General features: G+C 70.2%; 19 protein-coding genes. 11 read left to right on the top strand and 8 right to left on the bottom strand.

Annotated features, from left to right (window positions below):
- Positions 1 to 100 precede the first annotated feature (100 nt).
- The gene (locus tag BM228_RS04110; RefSeq protein WP_092037473.1) at positions 101 to 2,074 is read right to left on the bottom strand and encodes an AI-2E family transporter; all 1,974 of its coding nucleotides are present in this window, start codon (positions 2,072 to 2,074) and stop codon (positions 101 to 103) included.
- An 86-nt stretch (positions 2,075 to 2,160) separates the two neighbouring features.
- Positions 2,161 to 2,541, bottom strand: a complete 381-nt coding sequence (locus BM228_RS04105; protein WP_058192055.1) for a response regulator — start codon at positions 2,539 to 2,541, stop codon at positions 2,161 to 2,163.
- Positions 2,542 to 2,781: 240 nt separating this feature from the next.
- Between BM228_RS04105 and BM228_RS04100 the strand changes: the two genes are divergently transcribed.
- A complete protein-coding gene (locus BM228_RS04100; protein WP_092037471.1) occupies positions 2,782 to 3,429 on the top strand; it encodes a glutathione S-transferase family protein in 648 nt (215 codons plus the stop codon).
- 7 nt (positions 3,430 to 3,436) lie between these two features.
- On the opposite strand, the gene BM228_RS04095 is transcribed toward BM228_RS04100, so the two are convergent.
- Both BM228_RS04095 and BM228_RS04090 read right to left on the bottom strand, forming a co-directional pair.
- Positions 3,437 to 4,354, bottom strand: a complete 918-nt coding sequence (locus tag BM228_RS04095) for a pyridoxamine 5'-phosphate oxidase family protein (RefSeq protein ID WP_092037469.1) — start codon at positions 4,352 to 4,354, stop codon at positions 3,437 to 3,439.
- An 8-nt stretch (positions 4,355 to 4,362) separates the two neighbouring features.
- Positions 4,363 to 4,989, bottom strand: a complete 627-nt coding sequence (locus BM228_RS04090; protein WP_092037467.1) for a glutathione S-transferase family protein — start codon at positions 4,987 to 4,989, stop codon at positions 4,363 to 4,365.
- A gap of 98 nt (positions 4,990 to 5,087) precedes the next feature.
- Between BM228_RS04090 and BM228_RS04085 the strand changes: the two genes are divergently transcribed.
- The 3 genes from BM228_RS04085 to BM228_RS04075 all read left to right on the top strand — a co-directional run bounded on the left by BM228_RS04085 (position 5,088) and on the right by BM228_RS04075 (position 8,379).
- Positions 5,088 to 5,987: a LysR substrate-binding domain-containing protein gene (locus tag BM228_RS04085; protein ID WP_092037464.1), complete on the top strand. Its 900-nt coding sequence runs from the start codon at positions 5,088 to 5,090 to the stop codon at positions 5,985 to 5,987.
- Between the two features lie 162 nt (positions 5,988 to 6,149).
- Positions 6,150 to 7,061 carry an amino acid ABC transporter substrate-binding protein gene (locus BM228_RS04080; RefSeq protein ID WP_092037462.1) on the top strand — a complete coding sequence of 304 codons (912 nt, stop codon included), beginning with the start codon at positions 6,150 to 6,152 and terminating at the stop codon, positions 7,059 to 7,061.
- A 76-nt stretch (positions 7,062 to 7,137) separates the two neighbouring features.
- On the top strand, positions 7,138 to 8,379 hold the full coding sequence (locus tag BM228_RS04075; protein ID WP_092037826.1) for an MFS transporter: 1,242 nt from the start codon (positions 7,138 to 7,140) through the stop codon (positions 8,377 to 8,379).
- A gap of 10 nt (positions 8,380 to 8,389) precedes the next feature.
- Here BM228_RS04075 and BM228_RS04070 read toward each other — a convergent pair whose 3' ends face one another.
- Positions 8,390 to 9,631, bottom strand: a complete 1,242-nt coding sequence (locus BM228_RS04070; RefSeq protein ID WP_092037460.1) for an NAD(P)/FAD-dependent oxidoreductase — start codon at positions 9,629 to 9,631, stop codon at positions 8,390 to 8,392.
- Positions 9,628 to 10,569 (bottom strand): LysR family transcriptional regulator, encoded by a 942-nt coding sequence (locus BM228_RS04065; protein ID WP_092037458.1) that lies wholly within the window; start codon positions 10,567 to 10,569, stop codon positions 9,628 to 9,630. The genes BM228_RS04070 and BM228_RS04065 overlap by 4 nt, the downstream gene beginning before the upstream one ends.
- Before the next feature lie 182 nt (positions 10,570 to 10,751).
- Between BM228_RS04065 and BM228_RS04060 the strand changes: the two genes are divergently transcribed.
- The 6 genes from BM228_RS04060 to BM228_RS04035 all read left to right on the top strand — a co-directional run bounded on the left by BM228_RS04060 (position 10,752) and on the right by BM228_RS04035 (position 15,250).
- Positions 10,752 to 11,807 (top strand): class 1 fructose-bisphosphatase, encoded by a 1,056-nt coding sequence (locus BM228_RS04060; RefSeq protein ID WP_092037456.1) that lies wholly within the window; start codon positions 10,752 to 10,754, stop codon positions 11,805 to 11,807.
- A 21-nt stretch (positions 11,808 to 11,828) separates the two neighbouring features.
- A complete protein-coding gene (locus tag BM228_RS04055) occupies positions 11,829 to 12,689 on the top strand; it encodes a phosphoribulokinase (RefSeq protein ID WP_092037454.1) in 861 nt (286 codons plus the stop codon).
- A 287-nt stretch (positions 12,690 to 12,976) separates the two neighbouring features.
- The gene (locus BM228_RS04050) at positions 12,977 to 13,390 is read left to right on the top strand and encodes an NUDIX domain-containing protein (RefSeq protein WP_092037452.1); all 414 of its coding nucleotides are present in this window, start codon (positions 12,977 to 12,979) and stop codon (positions 13,388 to 13,390) included.
- Between the two features lie 76 nt (positions 13,391 to 13,466).
- Positions 13,467 to 14,153, top strand: coding sequence for a ribulose-phosphate 3-epimerase (gene rpe / locus BM228_RS04045; RefSeq protein WP_092037451.1), 687 nt, complete (start codon positions 13,467 to 13,469; stop codon positions 14,151 to 14,153).
- On the top strand, positions 14,147 to 14,896 hold the full coding sequence (locus BM228_RS04040; RefSeq protein ID WP_092037450.1) for an HAD-IA family hydrolase: 750 nt from the start codon (positions 14,147 to 14,149) through the stop codon (positions 14,894 to 14,896). The genes rpe and BM228_RS04040 overlap by 7 nt, the downstream gene beginning before the upstream one ends.
- A 105-nt stretch (positions 14,897 to 15,001) precedes the next feature.
- Entirely contained in the window at positions 15,002 to 15,250 is a 249-nt protein-coding gene (locus tag BM228_RS04035) for a hypothetical protein (protein ID WP_092037448.1), read from the top strand.
- A gap of 48 nt (positions 15,251 to 15,298) precedes the next feature.
- On the opposite strand, the gene BM228_RS04030 is transcribed toward BM228_RS04035, so the two are convergent.
- On the bottom strand, positions 15,299 to 16,396 hold the full coding sequence (locus tag BM228_RS04030) for an SDR family oxidoreductase (protein WP_280142310.1): 1,098 nt from the start codon (positions 16,394 to 16,396) through the stop codon (positions 15,299 to 15,301).
- 181 nt (positions 16,397 to 16,577) lie between these two features.
- Here BM228_RS04030 and BM228_RS04025 point away from each other — a divergent pair, with 181 nt between their 5' ends.
- Complete coding sequence (locus BM228_RS04025; protein WP_092037444.1) at positions 16,578 to 17,324, top strand: YebC/PmpR family DNA-binding transcriptional regulator; 747 nt, start codon at positions 16,578 to 16,580, stop codon at positions 17,322 to 17,324.
- Positions 17,325 to 17,331: 7 nt separating this feature from the next.
- On the opposite strand, the gene BM228_RS04020 is transcribed toward BM228_RS04025, so the two are convergent.
- A complete protein-coding gene (locus BM228_RS04020) occupies positions 17,332 to 18,321 on the bottom strand; it encodes an alginate O-acetyltransferase AlgX-related protein (RefSeq protein ID WP_092037442.1) in 990 nt (329 codons plus the stop codon).
- Positions 18,322 to 18,356 lie beyond the last annotated feature (35 nt).

Here is an 18,356-nt window from a genome sequence, read left to right as displayed (position 1 = left end):
AATGCGGATCCCGGCCTGATACCGGTACCCGGCTGCGACTTTAGGGGGCCGATCGACGTTGTCGATGGCACCAATGTCGCGCTTCGTGTGCGCCCTGAGGCTAGGCCGCCGCCGTTTGGGCCGCGCTCGGCAGGGCCTTGGCGGGCGCCGGCGCGATTCGCGGGGGCGCCGGGTCCCGGCAGGCATTCAGCACTGCGGAGAGCGCCTCGTTCAGCGAGGTCACCAGGAAATCGGCCGAGGTCGCCCGGCGCAGGCGATCCAGGGTCGCCGGGTCGCGCTCGCGCCAGAAGCCAACCAGGATGCGCACGCCCGGCACCGCGGCCCGGGCCTGCCGCACGGTGAAGCGGATCTGCGACAGGCTGACCGGCTCCAGGTAGGAGAAGCAGATCAGCGCCAGGCCCTCCGGATTCGCGGGCCGCTCGCCGGCCCGGATCGCGGCCATCGACAGGGTCTGCGAGGCCAGCCCGTGCCGGGCCAGGATCTGGCTGAGCATCAGGGTCGCCGCCTCGTCGAACGGGCCGCGGCTCGACACGCAGAGCACCGGCGTCTCGCTGCGCCAGGCCGGATCGAGTTCTTCCCGAGCGAGCACGATGCCGGCGACCTGCCGGTCCGGCCCGACGGCGGCCAGCGCCGCCGCGGTCTCGGTGTCGGGCGAGCGCGCCGAGCCCCGCCAAGTCCGCCGGGCCACCGGCGCGGTCCCGAGCCGCGCCACCACGGTGCGGATCGCGGCGCCGACCTCGTCCTGGCGGGCGCGGTCGAGCGTACCGCGCGAGAGATCTTCCTGCGCGAGCAGCAGCCCGGCCAGGGCGACCTCGTCGTAATAGGTGACGAGCGCCCGCTCCTTGAGGAACTGCCAGCCCTGGTCGATCGCCTCGGCCGGATCGCCCGCCAGCATGCGCTGGTAGAAGATCTCGGGCGGCGCCAGGGCGGGCCGGTCGCCGAGCAGCACGTCGAGATACCAGAGCCGCTCCACGTGGCGCCCGAGCACGACCAGGCAGACGGTGAGCGGGGTGGCGAGCACGAGGCCGATCGGCCCCCACAGGAAGGTCCAGATCGTGGCCGCCAGGATCACGGCGATCGGCGAGAGGCCGGTGGAGTGGCCGTAGAGCAGCGGCTCGATCACGTGGCCGGCAATCGGCTCCACCACCAGGAACAGGGCCGCCGTGGCGATCACCATGGTCCAGCCGGGATCGACCGCGGCGGCGAGGATCAGCGGCAGCAGTGCGCTGATCGCGGCGCCGATATAGGGGACGAAGCGCAGGATCGCCGCGAGCACGCCGAACAGCGTCGGGCTCGGCACGCCGATCAGCCAGAGGCCCACCCCGATCACCACCCCGAAGGCGATGTTGAGGGCGAGCTGGGCCAGGAAGAACCGGCTGAGCCGGCTGGTGGCGTCGTCGATCGCCGCCGTCACCCGGCGCAGGTCCCCGGAGCCGCCCGCCAGCCGGATCGCCCGGTTCCGCAGGTCCTCGCGCTGGAGCAGGATGAAGATCGTGAAGATCAGGATCAGCCCGGTGGTGGCCAGCGGATGCAGGATCGGCCCCGCGAAGGTCTGAAACGTCTCGACCACGCTCGCCCGGGCCGGGCTGATCTCCACGGTGAGCGGGTGCGTGCGGGTTCCCGGCTCGCCCTTGACCTCGATGGCCGCGGGCGGCTGGAGCGTGGCGCTCAGATCCTGGACCATGTCGACCATCCGCGACAGGGTCCCGGTCCCTGCGGTAGCACCGCGCAGGTCCTTGATCTTGGTGCGCATCACCTGGGTGTAGCGCGGCAGGTCGGAGGCGAGCTGCGATGCTTCGGTGGCGATCAGGCTGCCGATCCCGAACAGGCCGCCGAACACGATCACCACCACCAGCATCACCGCCGCCGCCCGCGGCACGCGGATCCGCCGGAGCACGCGCACCGCCGGCACCAGGACGAAGCTCAGCAGGATCGCCAGCGTCACCGGCACCAGGATCTCACGCCCGAGATACAGGGCCGCCATGATCGACACGACCAGCAGGGTCGAGGCGAGGGCGACGATGACCGGCAGGCCCTGCTTAAGGCGCTGGGCGGTGACGGGATCCTCGCTCACGGATACGCTCCAAACTTCATCGAACTCGGGGACGCTGCCGCCCGCGACAGCGGGGCGGTTCGGGGAGCCTATCGTGCCGGCCGGCCTCAGCCGGCTTGCGCGGTCTCGCCCAGGGCGGCGCTGATCTGGCTGAGCAGCTTGGAGAAATCGACCGGCTTGGGATGGTAGTCGTCGCAGCCCGCCTGGATCGCCTTGTCCCGGTCCCCGGACATGGCGTGGGCGGTGAGCGCGATGATCGGGATCGCCCGCGTGTCGGATCCGGATTTCAGCGCCCGCGCCGCCGACCAGCCGTCCAGCACCGGCAGGTTCATGTCGAGCAGGATCACGTCGGGCTGGCCCGACCGGGCCTGCTGGACGCCGGCCTCGCCGTCATGGGCCAGGATCACCTCGTAGCCGCGGCGCTTGAGGCGTCGGGACAGGAAGTCCCAGATCTCTTCATGGTCCTCGACCAACAGTATCTTCGCCATCAGAACTCAAATCCCCGGGTCGCGTCGCGCCGGCCGGCACCCCAACGCGCGGCATCGCACAATCGCCCAACGTCCCTGCCGCGATTCCGGTCCCGGCGGAAGAGAGCGACCCGTATAGACCGGCCTCGGTCGAATCCGGATGTTCCGTCGCGCCGAACCAGTGCGCTGCACGATTGACCCGATCCTGCGGCCGGACGAAGCGTATCGCCGCGCCAATCATAGATATTGGGAGGATGCCGCATGGCGAATACGCCGGAGATCGCGTTCTATCACGCGCCGAATACCCGCTCGACCGGGGTGCGCGTCCTGCTGGAGGAGCTCGGCGCGCCACATCGCCTGCACGTCCTCAACATGCGGGCGGGCGAGCATCTCGGAGACGCCTATCGCGCGATCAACCCGATGGCGAAGGTGCCGGCGATCCGCCACGGCGAGGCGCTGGTGACCGAGCAGGCGGCGGTCTACCTGTATCTCGCCGACCTCTTTCCCGAAGCCGGCCTGGCGCCAGCGATCACCGATCCCGGCCGGGGGACGTATCTGCGCTGGATGGTGTTCTACGGCTCCTGCTTCGAGCCCGCGGTGATCGACCGCCATCTCCAGCGGGAGCCCGGGCCGCGGGCCATGTCGGCCTATGCCGATTACGACAGCGTGATCGCGCGGATCGCCGAGGCGCTGAAGCCGGGCCCGTACCTGCTCGGTGATCGCTTCAGCGCGGCGGACATCCTCTGGGGCAGCGCGCTCGGCTGGACGATGGGCTTCGGCCTGGTCGCGCCCGATCCGGCACTGTCGGCCTATGTCGAGCGCGTCCGCGGACGCCCGGCCTTCCAGAAAGTCGCCGCCGCGGATGCCCAACTCGCCCAGGCGCACGAGGCGGCGGCCGGCACGGCCTGACCCATGATCAGACCCTCTCGGCCTCGGCCCAGATGCCGGTGCGCGCGAGTTGCGGCGCCGGCTCCGGCTCGCTCCAGCGCAGGGGAACGGCCCCCCGGCGCCGCCAGCCGCTTGTCACCGTGAAGGACCAGGAGCGCTGCGAACCCAAGAGCCCCGCGGCGCCCGTCCAATCGATCTCGGTGCGGCCCTGCAGGACCAGCAGGTCGCCTGAGGCGAAATCGAGGATCAACAGCGCCGCGCGGGGCTCGCCGATCAGGTTGCCGAGCGTGTTGAAGTAGCGGTTGCCGGAGAAATCCGGCACCGTCAGCACGTCGCCGCGGCGCCGGACGAAGCCCGGCCGCCCGCCCCGGTGCGAGATGTCGGCGCCGCCCTCCCGGAGGCCGTCTCGCGACCGGGTCGCCACGAACAGCGTATCGGCTCCGTCGATCAGCGCCCCGGCCTCCGCATCAAGGGCCGTCAAGATCTCGGTCGGGCCCGGCTGGCGCGGCGCCGGCTCGACCGCGCGCCGCTGGATGTATTGCGGGCAATTGCCGAAGCTCTGCGCGACGGCCACGGTCAGGCCGGTCCCGTCGCGACGGACGATGCGGCCGTTGGCGCGGTTGCGCCGCCGCGTCGCCAGATCGATGCCCAAGATCCCGGCCTCGGCACCCGGCACCAGGAACTCGGCCGCCGGGTCGGCGGGGTCGAGCGCCGCGGCGATAGCGAGGTGCGTCGCGTCCGGGCTCTGCACGAAGCCGGGCGCGCCGGTCAGCAGGGTCGCGACCGGCGCGCCGGCGGCGTCCGCGGTCCCGATCAAGAGATAGGGCAGGCCCGCGAAGAACAGGCGGTGCTGATCGGGCATGAAGCTCCGGATCGCCGGGGTGCCGCCGAGGACATGGCCGGCATGGGCCTGCGCGATCAATTCGTCTGCGTGGAAATCGGCCATGGCGCACCTCACGCCTGTTCGGGGATGGGTGAGGACGGCATCGGGATGAAGCCCGGCAGGGCCTCCACCCGGGCGATCCAGGCCCGGACGGCCGGGTAGGGAGCGAGCGAGACGCCGCCCTCGGGGGCGTGGGCGACGTAGGAATAGCAGGCGATGTCGGCGAGCGTCGCCCGCTCGGTCGCGAGATACGGGCGCTCGGCCAGATGCCCGTCCATGAAGGTCAGGATCCGCGCCGCGGTGGCGTGCACCGTCGCCCGGTCGGCGGTCGCGCCGAACACCACCATCAGCCGGGCGAGCGCCGGCCCGGTGCGTATCTCCCCGGCGGCGATCGACAGCCAGCGCTGGACCGAAGCGGCAGCCAGCGGGTCGGCCGGCATCCAGCCGCCGTCGGGCGCGTAGCGCGCCGCCAGATAGGCCAGGATCGCGTTGCTGTCCGGGATCACAGCCGCGCCGTCGGCCAGGACGGGGATCTGGCCCAGCGGATTGAGGCGCTGGAACGCGGTGGCGGCCCGCTGCTCCGCGCTCGCCACCTCGACGAAGCGATAGGGCAGCCCCAGCAGCGACAGAAACAGTTCCGCGCGGTGCGAATGGCCTGAGAGGCGCAGGCCGTAGAGGGTCAGGTCAGGGTCGGACATGGTCGAGGTCTCCAGCGAGGCCCGGACTATGGCTCTTGCAAAGCCTGACGATAATCCGGAGGCTCTGACACTCAGAATTTCAGTTTCTGAAATGATCCATGGACCGGCTGGACGAACTCGCCCTCTACGTTGCGATCATCGACGCCGGCAGTCTCGCCGGGGCCGCGCGCCGGTCGCGCCGCTCGGCCGCTGCCGCGACCCGGGCGCTGGCTAGCCTGGAGGCGCGGGCCGGCACGCGGCTGGTGGAACGCACCACCCGGCGCCTCGCACCGACCCCGGCGGGGCTCGAACTGGCCGAGCGCGCGCGCTTCCTGCTCGCGGGCTACGAGGCGGCCGTCTCCGGCGCGGCGGGCGACGCGGTGCGCGGCCTGGTGCGGGTGACGGCTCCGGTCCTGTTCGGGCGCAAGCACGTCGCGCCGGTCGTGTCCGGCTTTCTCGATGCCTACGCGGAGGTGCAGGTCGAGCTGGTGCTCGCCGACCGCAACCTCGACCTCGTGGAGGAGGGGATCGACGTCGCCCTGCGGATCGGGCAACTCGCGGAATCCCGCCTCGTCGCGCGCCGGGTCGGGCAGGTGAGCCGGGTGGTCGTGGCGAGCCCGGGCTACCTCGCGGTGCGAGGAACGCCGCGGACGCCCGCGGACCTCGCCGACCACGACACCATCCTGGGCACGGTCCGCGCGAACATCCGCGAATGGCGCTTCGGTGCCAACCGCGTCCGCCTCACACCGCGCCTCATCGTCAACGAGGTCGAGGCGGCGCTGGTCGCGGCCCGGGCCGGGCGGGGCATCGCCCAGGTGCTGTCCTATCAGGCCGCCGAGGACATCGCCGCCGGCCGCCTCGTGCGCTTGCTGGTGTCGCACGAACCGCCGCCGGTGCCGGTGCAACTCGTCACCCCGAGCCAGGGGCTCCGGCCGGCCCGGGTCAACGCCTTCCTCGACTACGCCACCGATGCGTTGCGCGCCTTGCCGGTCCTGCACGCGGCCAAATCGGAGGGATGATCAATATCCCGGCGTTCGGTTCGGTCGGAAACCGGTCTTGGTTCCGCCATCCGGCATCCCCGCGGCCGGACTCTTGCTGAGCGGTAATCGGAAGTCTGATCCGGCTTCCCGCCGCCCGTCTCGGCCGGCGCCTCGATGCACGACCCCGGAGCCTGCCAGCCCATGCGCCTGCTCACCCCGATCCTCGCCGTTCTGCTCGCGGCCCTTCCCCCGGCGGCCCAGGCCGATGCGCTCACCGGCACCCTCAAGAAGATCAAGGACAACAACCGGATCGTGCTCGGGGTGCGCGATACCGCGCCGCCCTTCAGCTACCTCGACCAGAACCAGAAGGTGGTCGGCTTCGCGGTCGATATCTGCCGGACGATCGCCGACGCGGTGAAGCGCGAGCTGAAGATGCCGGGTCTCGAAATTGCAATGGAATTCGTGAACTCCTCGTCCCGCATCCCGCTGATGACCAACGGCACCACCGACCTCGAATGCGGCACCACCACCAACAACACGGAGCGCAAGAAGCAGGTCGACTTCGCCAACACCCACTTCCTCACCGCGACCCGGTTCATCTCCCGGAAAGACCAGGCAATCGGCAGCCTGGAGGATCTGCGCGGCAAGTCGGTGTCGTCGGTGGCCGGCTCGACCAACATCCTGATGCTGATCAAGGCCAACAATGAGCGCAAGCTCGGCATCAACGTGATCGCCGCCAAGGACGTGCCGGAAGGTTTTTTGCTGGTCGAGACCGGCCGGGCGGCGGCCTTCGTCATGGATGACGTGCAGCTCAGTGTCGTGGCCGCCCAGTCGAAGGATCCCGCGGCTTACGTGATCAGCCAGGAGACTCTGTCCAACCCGGAACCCTACGGGATCATGCTGCGCCGGGACGATCCGGCCTTCAAGGCGGTAGTCGATAAGGCCACGGCCGATCTCTACCGCAGCCCCGAGATTACGAAGATCTACGAGACCTGGTTCCTCAAGCCGGTGCCGCCGCGGGGGCTGACCTACAACATCCCGCTCTCCTCGGCGCTCCGCTGGGCGTTCGAGCATCCGAGCGACAATTCGGATCCGGCCTTCTACGCGCATTGATCCGGGTGGGTTTCGCTCCGGCCGCGGAGATGCGATGCCGCGGACCTTGAGTCCCGCCGCGGCGCGAATCCTCTCCATGCTCGACAGACAAGAGCCGGCGCTCACGCCGCCCGCGACCGTCACACAGGCGCCGGCCGCCTCGATCCCACGGCTGATCGTGGTCCTCGCCTGCGCCGGGTTCGGCAGCACCTTCGCGCTGCGCTCGGTCGAGCCCCTGGTCGGCGTGCTCGCCCGGGATCTCGGCAGCGACGCGCACACGGTGGCGCTCCTCTCCACCGCCTTCGCGCTGCCCTACGCCTTCATCCAGCCGGTGCTGGGCCCCGTGGGTGACGCGCTCGGCAAGGAACGGGTGATGAGCGTCTGCCTGGCGGTGCTGGCCGGCGCCCTGGTCCTGTGCAGCCTCGCCCCGGATATCGGCAGCCTGTTCGGCCTGCGGATGCTGGCCGGGGCGGCGGCGGGGGGCTGCATCCCGCTGTCGCTGGCGCTGTTGGGCGACCGGGTGCCCATGGACCGGCGGCAGGTGGCGATCGGGCGCTTCCTGGTGGCGGTGATCCTCGGGCAGCTCACCGGCTCGACCTTCGCGGGGCTGATCGAGGCGGCGATCGGCTGGCGCGGGGTGTTCGCGGTAACCGCGCTCGTCGCTGCCATCGCCTGTGCCGCGACGGTGTTCGGCTTCGACCGCACTGGCCGCCTTCCGGCCCGGCGCCCGGCCTTCGGGCAGGCGGTGCAGCGCTACCGCACCATCCTGGCCAATCCGCGCGCCCGGATCTTGTTCTCCGCGGTGTTCGTCGAAGCGATCGCGATCTTCGGCGTGTTCCCGCATCTCGCCCCGCTGATCGAGGCCCGCGGCGAGGGCGGCCCGCGGGAGGCCGGCCTGGTGCTCGCGGGCTTTGCCATCGGCGGCCTGCTCTACTCCGCCTTGGTGGGGCTGCTGGTGCGGCTCCTCGGCATGCCCCGGATGCTGATCGGCGGCGGCCTGATCTGCGGCGCCTCGCTCACCGTCGTCGGGCTGGCCGGAAGCTGGCAGGTCGATTGCGCCGCCCTGACCGCCATGGGGCTCGGCTTCTACATGCTGCACAACACCTTCCAGACGCAGGTGACCGAGGTCGCGCCGACGGCCCGCGCCTCCGCGGTGGCCCTGCACGCCTTCTCGTTCTTCTGCGGTCAGGCCCTCGGGGTCGCGGTCCTGGGTCAGGCCTTGCTGCAACTCGGGCAGTTCGGGGCGCTGGCGGCCTGCGCGGTCACGATCTTGGGCCTTGGGATCGCCACGGCGGTGGCTCTCCAGCGGCCGGGGCCGAAGATCACCTTCTCGAATTGACCGGCCCAGGTCAGGGCCGCGCCATCGCCAGGGCCTTGAGATCAAAGCCCGGATCGGCCGCCTGCTCGGGGGTGAGCGGCGTGCCGGCCGCCAGCAGGCGCCGGGCGATCATGTGGTCGCCCGCCCGGTCGACCGATTCCACGGCCCTCAAGGCCCCGTCCCGGAAGCGGAACACCGAGAACGCCGCGCCGGACCCCCGGACCACGCTGGCATCGCCGGGGCCGGACAGGCCGGCGATCTGCAGCTTGTGCGGACCCTGGTCGCTCCAGAACCACGGCAGCGCCCCGTAGGCTGCCGGTTTCCCGTTGAGCCGCGCGGCGAGGCAGCGGCCCTGGTCGATGGCGTTCTGCACCGACTCGATCCGCACGGTGCCGTCCGGGGTGAGCCCGTGGGCGAAGGGGCTCGGGAAGCGGACGCAATCGCCGATCGCCGAGATCGCGGGATCGGGCGTCGCCAGGAAGGCGTCGACCCGCACCCCGTCCTCCGCTGGAAGGCCGGCCTCCGCGGCGAGCTCCCGGTTCGGCAGCACACCGATGCCGATCAGGATGAAATCGGCGGGGAGTTCCCGTCCGTCGGCCAGGACGATGCCGGTGGCGCGGCCCGCCCGACCCGTGATCGCGGTCACGCCGGCCCCGAAGGCGAAGTGCACGCCCATGGCTTCGTGGGCGGCTCGAAAGAACTGCCCGATCTCCGGCGAGACAGCTCTGGCCATCGGCCGGTCGGCCGACTCCACAACGGTCACCGACAGGCCCCGGGCGGCGGCCACGGCAGCGAATTCCAGCCCAATGAAGCCTGCGCCGACCACGACGATGGCCTTGGCCTCGCCGAGCGCCGCCCGCAGTGCGTCAGCGTCTGCGAGGCCGCGCAGCTGCTGCACGTTCGGGAAATCCGCGCCTGGCACCGGCAGCGGCCGGTTGCGGGCGCCGGTGGCCAGCACGAGGTGGTCGTAGGCGAGGCTCTGGCCGTCCGAGAGCTGAAGGCTCCGCCCCGCCCGGTCGATCGCGACGGCTCGGATCCCCGGCCGATGGGTGATGGCATGCTCGGCGAAGAAGCCGGGCTGGCGCAGGAACAGGCCCTCGGCATCGGTCTTGCCCGCCAGATACGCCTTCGACAGGGGCGGGCGCTGGTAGGGCAGGGCGGTCTCGTCGCCCACCAGGGTGATCGGGTCCCGGAAGCCGCCCTCGCGCAGGGAGGCGGCGAGCTGGAAGCCTGCTTGCCCGGCCCCGGCGACGACGATGCCGGGAGTGCTCACGCCTTGGCCCCCGCGACTTCGAGGAGCGTGACGCCCGGCAGCATGCGGGCGCCGTCGCTCATCAGGTAGGACCAGACCGCGGAGGCCGCCGGCCCCAAGACCTTGTCGGCCCGGCGCACGGCGTACCAGTCGCGCCGGATCGGCAGGCCCTTCACGTCGAGGAGGGCGAGGCGGCCGCTCTCGACCTCGGCCGCCACGGAATGCACCGACAGGAGCGCGATGCCGAGCCCGGCCATCACCGATTGCTTGATGGTCTCATTGGATCCGGTGTCGATGTCGAGGAGTGCGCGCTTGACCAGGATGCCGCTCATGAACTCTTCGAAGACCGTGCGCGTGCCGGAGCCCTCTTCGCGGAAAAAGAACGGCTGGTCGGCCAGATCTTCGCGGGACAGGCCGGTCCGGCCGGCGAGGGGATGGCTCGGGGCCGCGACCAGCACCAGCGGGTGGGGACCGAAGGTGGCAGCCTCGATCGGGAAGTCCCGGGGCGGGCGGCCCATCACGGCGAAATCGATCTCGTAGCCGCGCAGCGCCTCGACGGTCTGGCCGCGGTTGCGCACCGACAGGCTGATCTCGACCCCGGGATGCTTCTTGACGAAGCCGGCGATCACCTGGGGGGCGAAGTACTTGGCCGTCGAGACGACGCCGAGCGCCACCCGGCCACCCTCGGCGCCGCGCAGGGTTCGCAGCCGGTCGGTGCAGGTCTCGAGCACGGTGTTGATGCTATCGATCGCCCAGAGCATCTCGCGCCCGGCATCGGTGGGCTTGAGGCCGCCCGGCGTCCGGTCGAACAGCAGCAGCCCGGCCTCCTCCTCCAATTGGCGGATGCGCGCGTAGAGGGCAGCCGAGGTGACGTTCAGCTCCTGCGCGGCCCGGGTCATGGTACCCAGGCGGGCCACCGCCGCTACCGCCTGAAGCTGCTTGAGGGAGAGATTGCGCATGGCGGAGGTGTCGTTTTTTTTGTCCTATGACACAAGATCCCCCAGAAATCTTGAGCGTGACGCCTCCGGTTGTTGTCGATCGGGGCGCGCCGCCCGCTATCATGGTGCTAGAGGGGCCGGTACAGACCCGACGCGGAACGCGCGATCCCGGCAGGCGGGATCCGAGCAGGAGAGATAGGCCGATGGCAATTTCAGCAGCGATCGGGACGCCGCTCGAGACCTGCCTGGCGCAGGCGGTCGAAGCCAACCCGGCCTTGAAGGATGCCGCCGCGGTGATCCGTGCAATTGCGGGCTCGGCGGTGGAGATCAGCACCCTGATCGGGCGCGGCGCGCTCGGCGGCGATCTCGCGGCGGCCGGCGATCACAACAGCGACGGCGACGTCCAGAAGGCGCTGGACGTGATCGCCCACGAGAGCGTCACCGCTGCCCTGCAGGGCGCGCCCGTGGCCGAGGTCGCCTCCGAGGAGGCCGAGGATGTGATGCGGCTGAACCCGGACGCGCCGCTGGCGGTCGCCATCGACCCGCTCGACGGCTCGTCCAACATCGGCGTCAACATGGCGGTGGGGATGATTTTTGGCATCCGCCCCTCCATCAAGGACCCGGCCAACCCCCTGGCCTCGTTCACCACCCCCGGCACCGCCCAGATCGCCGCCGGCTTCGTGACCTACGGCCCGGCCACCGCGCTGATCCTGACCCTGGGCGAGGGCACGCAATCCTACGTGCTCGACCGCGCCGAGGGCGTGTTCCGCCTGACCAGCCCCGCCATGTCGGTCCCGGCCTCGGCCAAGGAATTCGCGATCAACGCCTCCAACGTCCGGCACTGGGACGCCCCGGTGAAGGCCTATATCGAGGATTGCCAGCGCGGCACCGAGGGGCCGCGCGACAAGGACTACAACATGCGCTGGCTCGCCTCCCTGGTGGCCGACATCCAGCGCGTGCTGACCCGCGGCGGCGTGTTCCTGTATCCGGGCGACGCCCGGAAGAACTACGCCCGCGGCCGCCTGCGGCTGCTCTACGAGGTCGCCCCGGTGGCGATGCTGATCGAGCAGGCCGGCGGCGCCGCGACCGACGGCCAGACCCGGATCCTCGACCTGGTCGCGACCGGGATCCACGAGCGCGCCCCGCTGGTCTGCGGCTCCACCGAGGAGGTCGATTGCGTCGCGACCTATTACGGCGGCGGCAAGCCCGATGCCGGCCGCTCGCCGCTGTTCGGCCAGCGCGGCCTGATGCGCTCATAGGCAGGACGCCAAGCAGAAAAAATGTCGGCGCGTCACCCCATTATCTCGGTGACCGGCTCCTCCGGAGCCGGAACAACCTCGGTGCGCAACACCTTCGAGCAGATTTTTCGCCGGGAGGACGTGCGCGCGGTGTTCATCGAGGGCGACGGCTTCCACGCCTTCGACCGGGACACGATGCGGGCCATGATGGCGCGCGAGCCGACCCTGTCGCATTTCGCGCCCCGGGCGAACCTGCTGCCCGAGCTGGAGGCGGTGTTCCGCAGCTACGCCGAGAGCGGCACCGGCCGGACCCGCCACTACGCGCACGACCAGCACGACGCCCGGGCCTACGGCATCCCCGAGGGCAGCTTCTCCGAGTGGGAGGCGTTCCCGCCGGATTCCGACCTGCTGTTCTACGAAGGCCTGCACGGCTGCGTGGCCGACCAGGATGTCGACATCGCCCGCTACGCCGACCTGAAGATCGGCGTCGTGCCGGTGATCAACCTCGAATGGATCCAGAAGCTGCACCGGGACCGCTCGTTCCGCGGCTATTCCACCGATGCCGTCACCGACGTGATCCTGCGCCGGATGCCCGATTACGTGCAGACCATCTGCCCGCAATTCTCGTTCACGGACATCAACTTCCAGCGGGTGCCCACCGTCGACACCTCGAACCCGTTCATCGCCCGCTGGATCCCCACCGCCGACGAATCGATGGTGGTGATCCGGTTCAAGGACCCGAAGGGGATCGACTTTTCCTATCTCGTCTCGATGATCCACGACAGCTTCATGAGCCGGGCCAATTCCATCGTGATCCCGGGCGGCAAGCTCGACCTCGCTATGCAGCTGATCCTGACGCCGATGATCATGCAACTTGTGGAACGCCGCCGCCGGCTGGCGTGAGTTTTTTGGGATGGGGCCTTCCTGACTGCACGAAGTGGGAATCGCCTCCGTCGCTTCGGAATGACGAAGCCATGCAACTTGCCTTTGGTCCTGCGCTGATCCCTCAGCCGATCATTCCCCGCCGTCATTGGGAGCGCAGCGAAGCAACCCAGGGCAGCGTGCGCTCCCGAAACGTGGCGGATCACTGGGTTGCTTCGCTGCGCTCGTAATGACGATCCGGGTCGCCGGCCCTGGCGACTCGGTCCTCCGCGTGCCACCAGCAAAATCCCAAAAAAGGATGTCGGATCGTGCAGGTGGAGCCACGGGTCGGGTGCGGGGCCGCCATCGTCGTCGATGGGAGCATCCTGCTGTTGCGCCGGAGAACCGAGCCGGAGGCCGGGTATTGGGGGCTGGCGGGCGGGAAGGTCGACCTGTTCGAGCCCGTGGCCGACGCGGTGAAGCGCGAGGTCGCCGAGGAACTCGGCATCGGGATCGAGCCCGTCACGCTGCTCTGCGTCGTGGATCACATCGATCGGAAGGCAGGTATCCACTGGGTCGCGCCGGTCTACCGGGTGGATGCCTATTCCGGCGTGCCGCGGCTCGTCGAGCCGGACAAGCACGACGGCCTGGACTGGTTCGCCCTGGAGGCACCGCCCGAGCCCCTGACGCTGGCGGCGAAGACCGCCATCGCGCTCATCCGGCAGGGCCACACGCGGGGGTAGGAACCGCCAGCGAGGCGACGTAAACGGGGCGAAACCTGTCGGCCTCTACGCGCACACGCCCGATCCCGGATATCCCATGCTGCCTCCCGTCATCTCCCCGTCGATCCTGTCCGCCGATTTCGCGCGCCTCGCGGAGGAGACCCGCGCGGTGGACGTGGCCGGGGCCGACTGGATCCATCTCGATGTGATGGATGGTCACTTCGTGCCCAACATCACCTTCGGACCCCCCGTGGTGAAGGCGCTGCGCCCGCACACGCAAAAATTCTTCGACGTGCACCTGATGATCGCGCCGGCCGATCCGTATCTCGCGGCCTTCGCGGAGGCCGGGGCCGACGGGATCACGGTCCATGCCGAGGCCGGGCCGCATATCCACCGCTCGCTCCAGACCATCCGCGACCTCGGCAAGCGCGCCGGCGTGGCGATCAACCCCGGCACCCCCGCGTCCCTGGTCGAGCCGGTGCTCGACATCGTGGATCTGGTGCTGGTGATGACCGTCAATCCCGGCTTCGGCGGCCAGAAATTCCTGAAGAGCAGCATGGAGAGCGTGGCGCGGATCCGCGCCATGGTGGCCGGCCGTGACATCCGCATCCAAGTCGATGGCGGCATCGACGCCGAGACCGTGAAGGCGGCGAGCCGCGCCGGCGCCGACACGTTCGTGGCCGGCAACGCGGTCTTCAGCGGCGGTCCCGCCGCCTATGCGGAGCGCATCGCGGCGATCCGGGCCGGCGCGGAGGGCGCCTCCGGCCGCGACCTCTCGTGCTGAGGGCGCTGATCTTCGACGTCGACGGCACGCTGGCCGAAACCGAGGACCTGCACCGGCAGGCGTTCAACCGCGCCTTCGCGGCGCTGGACCTGCCCTGGCGCTGGGACCCGGCGCTCTACGCCGAGCTGCTCACCGTGATGGGCGGCAAGGAGCGGCTCACCCACTACATCGATACCCGCCACCCGGGCGACGCAGCGTCCTTCCACGCGCAAGCACCTGAGATCCACGCCCGCAAGACGATCGCGTATGGCGACCTGATGGCCGAGACCGGGCTGCCGCTACGCCCGGGGATCGCCCGGCTCATCGCCGAGGCCCGGGCTGCCGGGCTCCGGCTCGCCATCGCCACCACCACCAGCCGGCCGAATGTCGATCGGTTGCTGGCCGCCAATTTTCCGGCCTCCGACGCGCCCTTCGCGGTGATCGCGGCTGGCGACGAGGCGGACCGCAAGAAGCCCGCCCCCGACGTCTTCCTGCTGGCCCTGGATCGTCTCGGGGTGCCGGCCACGGAGGCGATAGCCTTCGAGGATTCCGCCGCCGGCATCGCCTCGGCCCGCGCCGCCGGCCTGCCGGTCCTGGCGACACGAAGCCGCTACACCGACAGCCACCGCCTCGACGGCGCCTTCTCGGCGGTCTCGGATCTGGGCGAGCCCGGCCACCCGCACCGGCACCTCGCCGGCTTGGAATGGCCGGGCCAAGTGGTCACGCTGGCCGCTTTGCGGGATTGGCACGCGGGGTTGCGCTGAGGCGCGGCCGCAGAATTGCCCGGATGATGCCAGGGAATTCGGGCCGATCGCCGCCTCGATTCGTCGGGCGCGATCGATGCGGCCCTCGTGCTTTGAGCGGACCCGATGCGGATATTCACCCTGCTCGCCCTATTCATCGGCACCTCCGGCGCGGCGCTGGCGCAGGATGCCGATCTCGACTGGCGGACCCCCAGCTTCATCTGTCTCATCGATGCGCCAAACCCCGATGCGGGGACTTCTCCGCCGGCTGCCGGCCCACACCTCAAGGGCCGGCAGGGCTTTCCGCGCTGCCTGGCTGACGCGACAATCTGGGTCGGGCCGCTGTTCCGCTTTCCCGGCGGTCAGCGTTTTTAGAGCGGGGTGTGAAATGAGGAGATCCAGGCTCTCACCAACCGCGCGCGATCACGATCGGGGAATGCCGCCGTGCGGATCATCTTGTGCGTCGGCATCGCGCACGCGGATGGGTGAAGCCGCCGAGCGCCGCCGTGCCTCCGACCGTCCCTTGGCCTCGGTGGCGAACAGCATCGTACCACCGGCGACGCCGAGCAGCGCGGCGATCCCGAGCTTGAGCCAGCGCGGGTCGGCGGCGGCCACGTGCGCCGTCGCCCGGGCGTCGAAGCGCCCGTGGGCACCGGGATCGGTGTCGACGGGCTCGTAGAGGTTGTCCGGACGGTTCTTCTGAGCTTGCACGCTGGTCATCTCCCCGCGATAGCCGTGTCGGGCCAGGTAGCCGTCGATCCATCCCGGGATCAGCATCGTGCCGAGTATCGCCTCCCAGGCCGAAGCGCCGATCCACAATTCCCGCGGCACGTCGTGGGCGGCCCGGAAGACGTGCCGGGCGATGGCCTCGGGCTGGTAGATCGGCGGCACCGGCTCGAGCTTGCGGGGCAGCCGCGAGCGCGCCCAATCGAATTGCGGCGTGTTGACCGCCGGGAGCTGAACCATCGTCAGCCGCACTCGGCTGCCATCGTGCCGCAACTCGCTGCGCAGGGAGTCGACGAAGCCGCGCACCGCCGCCTTGGCCGCGCAATAGGTCGCTTGCAGCGGAATCGACCGGTAGGCGAGCGCCGAGCCGATATGGACGATCGTACCCCGGTCGCGCGGCACCATGTGGCGGAGCGCCGCCAGCGTCCCATGCACCTGGCCGAGATAGGTCACCTCGGTGACGCGGCGGAACTCCTCCGGGCTCGTTTCCTGGACGGGCGCGTAGATCGTCACCATCGCGTTGTTCACCCAGACGTCGATGCCGCCGAAGTCCCGCGCGAGTGAATCGGCGACGCGCGAAACGGCATCCGCGTCGGCCACATCGATCGCGAAGGCGCGGGCGCGGCCGCCGGCACGCTCCACGTCGCGGACGGCGCCGGCAAGCCCGGCTTCACCCCGGGCGATGAGCCCGACGTTCCAACCGTGCCGGGCGAATTCGTGCGCCACCGCCCGGCCGACGCCGGCGCTGGCGCCCGTCACCATCACTGTCCTGCTGTATTCGGTCCGGCTCGGCATTGGGCTTCCACGTGAAAGAGACCCCCGCCAACGCCCGGCGCGGGCGATCTTTCCGTGAGCGCGACGATCCCCGGGCGCGTTGCTTCGTCGGAAGCCGGCGGCCTATAACGCGGCGACCTCACAGCCGCGACGGCGGGGTCCCGCACGCCCGCCCTCGCCAACGAACAAAGTCTCACACGCCATGGCAGGCCATTCGCAGTTCAAGAACATCATGCACCGGAAGGGCCGGGTGGACGCGGTCCGCTCGAAGGTGTTCGGCAAGCTCGCCCGCGAGATCACCGTGGCGGCCAAGCTCGGCACGCCGGACCCGGCCATGAACCCGCGCCTGCGCGCGGCGATCATCGCGGCCCGCGCCGAGAACATGCCCAAGGACAATATCGAGCGCGCCATCAAGAAGGCGGCCGGAGCGGAGGGGGAGAACTACGAGGACATCCGCTACGAGGGCTACGGCCCGGGCGGCGCCGCGCTGATCGTCGAGGCGCAGACCGACAACCGCAACCGCACCGCCTCGGACGTGCGCTCGGCCTTCACCAAGTCCGGCGGCAGCCTCGCCGAGACCGGAGCCGTGGCGTTCATGTTCGACCGGGTCGGTGTGATCGGCTTCCCGGCGAGTGTGGCCGATGCCGACACGATGCTGGAGGCCGCGATCGAGGCTGGGGCCGACGATGTCAGCTCCAGCGAGGAGGGCCACGAGGTCGTCTGCGCGCAGGACTCCTACGGCGAGGTCGCCAAGGCCCTGGAGGCCCGGTTCGGCGAGCCGACCCGCACCGGCCTGGTCTGGAAGGCGCAGAACACGATCGATGTCGACGACGAGACCGGTGAGAAGCTGATCCGCCTGGTCGAGGTGATCGAGGACCAGGACGACGTGCAGCACGTCTACGTCAACTTCGCCCTGTCCGACGCGCTGATCGCGAAGCTGGAAGGCTAAGCGCCGTTCAGGTCTGAGCTGCCAGCTCGGCGCCGAACCGCTCCTGCACGTAGGCGTCGAGCGAGAACCTGTCATCCGGCAGCTGAGCCATGAAGCGCTCGGCCACCTCGGTCAGGACCAGGTCCGGCTTCGCCCGGTCGATGTAGGACCAGTCCAGCGACGTGTTCCAGACGAAGTGCACCTCGCGGAAGGTCTCCGCGAGCAGGATCGTCAGCATGTACGGCATGACGTGCGAGAACGAGTCGCCGAACAAAGCCAGCCGGCGCGGGTCGGTCGCCTTGGCGTTGCCGTAGACGACGTTGGCCCCGACATGGAGCGTGTGCAGCAGGCCGGCCTTCTCCCGCGCTTCGACGATCGGGCTGGCATAGATCCGCACGGCATCCCGCTGGATCCGATAGGCCCGTGACGGTGCCCGGCGGGGCGGGTCGAAGGCGCTGCCGAGGTCGCCGTCATGGTCGATCTGGGCGAAGGGCCGGTCCCGGAGATCCGCCCGCGGCTCCGCTCCGAAGGCCCGACAGATCTCGGCATAGGCCAGGTAGCAGCCGTCGAAGCTCCAATGGGTGTCGGTTCGGCAGTAGAGGTCGGCCGCATCGCGGGCGGCGCGCATCGGCCTGACTAGGTCGATGCAGGTCTCCCGCCAGCGCTTGCGCCGCCGCCAATCCGTGTAGAGGCCGGTGAGGCCCCGCCGCCACGGGCTGCCGAGCGGCGGCTCGGCGTGAAGCAGCCGGTAGGCCGGGGAGGCGGTCGGCGCGATGGCGATGCCGTCCAGATGGTTGTCGTAGATCAGCAGCTTGTCCGGCGCGACCACGTGGCGGTAGCCGATGCCCAGCGCCCGCAGCCGCCGCTCCCGGGTCGCCACGAGGCTGCGCCAGGCCCAGATCAGGTCGGTGGTCTCCTCCGGGCGCTCGAACTGCCCGAGGATGTCGTTGGTCCCGGTCTTCAGGAACAGCCAGCCGTCCCGCCCGACATGGATGTGATCGGTGTTGTTCGACGCCATGGCGCACTCAGGGGAGGGATCGGGAATTTGGCAGC

It is taken from the genome of Methylobacterium pseudosasicola (assembly GCF_900114535.1).
GTDB classification, from domain to species: Bacteria; Pseudomonadota; Alphaproteobacteria; order Rhizobiales; family Beijerinckiaceae; genus Methylobacterium; species Methylobacterium pseudosasicola.
Note: the sequence above shows the minus strand (reverse complement) of the source record. Positions and strands in the feature narration are given on the sequence as shown.

What these genes read in the sequence shown, in the direction of transcription:
- rpe (WP_092037451.1), top strand. Translation starts at nt 13,467, where the DNA reads ATGCTGCCTCCCGTCATCTCCCCGTCGATCCTGTCCGCCGATTTCGCG.
- BM228_RS04100 (WP_092037471.1), top strand. Translation starts at nt 2,782, where the DNA reads ATGGCGAATACGCCGGAGATCGCGTTCTATCACGCGCCGAATACCCGC.
- BM228_RS04080 (WP_092037462.1), top strand. Translation starts at nt 6,150, where the DNA reads ATGCGCCTGCTCACCCCGATCCTCGCCGTTCTGCTCGCGGCCCTTCCC.
- BM228_RS04025 (WP_092037444.1), top strand. Translation starts at nt 16,578, where the DNA reads ATGGCAGGCCATTCGCAGTTCAAGAACATCATGCACCGGAAGGGCCGG.
- BM228_RS04060 (WP_092037456.1), top strand. Translation starts at nt 10,752, where the DNA reads ATGGCAATTTCAGCAGCGATCGGGACGCCGCTCGAGACCTGCCTGGCG.
- BM228_RS04065 (WP_092037458.1), bottom strand. Translation starts at nt 10,569, where the DNA reads ATGCGCAATCTCTCCCTCAAGCAGCTTCAGGCGGTAGCGGCGGTGGCC.
- BM228_RS04075 (WP_092037826.1), top strand. Translation starts at nt 7,138, where the DNA reads ATGCTCGACAGACAAGAGCCGGCGCTCACGCCGCCCGCGACCGTCACA.
- BM228_RS04105 (WP_058192055.1), bottom strand. Translation starts at nt 2,541, where the DNA reads ATGGCGAAGATACTGTTGGTCGAGGACCATGAAGAGATCTGGGACTTC.
- BM228_RS04085 (WP_092037464.1), top strand. Translation starts at nt 5,088, where the DNA reads ATGGACCGGCTGGACGAACTCGCCCTCTACGTTGCGATCATCGACGCC.
- BM228_RS04020 (WP_092037442.1), bottom strand. Translation starts at nt 18,321, where the DNA reads ATGGCGTCGAACAACACCGATCACATCCATGTCGGGCGGGACGGCTGG.
- BM228_RS04090 (WP_092037467.1), bottom strand. Translation starts at nt 4,989, where the DNA reads ATGTCCGACCCTGACCTGACCCTCTACGGCCTGCGCCTCTCAGGCCAT.
- BM228_RS04095 (WP_092037469.1), bottom strand. Translation starts at nt 4,354, where the DNA reads ATGGCCGATTTCCACGCAGACGAATTGATCGCGCAGGCCCATGCCGGC.
- BM228_RS04030 (WP_280142310.1), bottom strand. Translation starts at nt 16,396, where the DNA reads ATGCCGAGCCGGACCGAATACAGCAGGACAGTGATGGTGACGGGCGCC.
- BM228_RS04055 (WP_092037454.1), top strand. Translation starts at nt 11,829, where the DNA reads ATGTCGGCGCGTCACCCCATTATCTCGGTGACCGGCTCCTCCGGAGCC.
- BM228_RS04035 (WP_092037448.1), top strand. Translation starts at nt 15,002, where the DNA reads ATGCGGATATTCACCCTGCTCGCCCTATTCATCGGCACCTCCGGCGCG.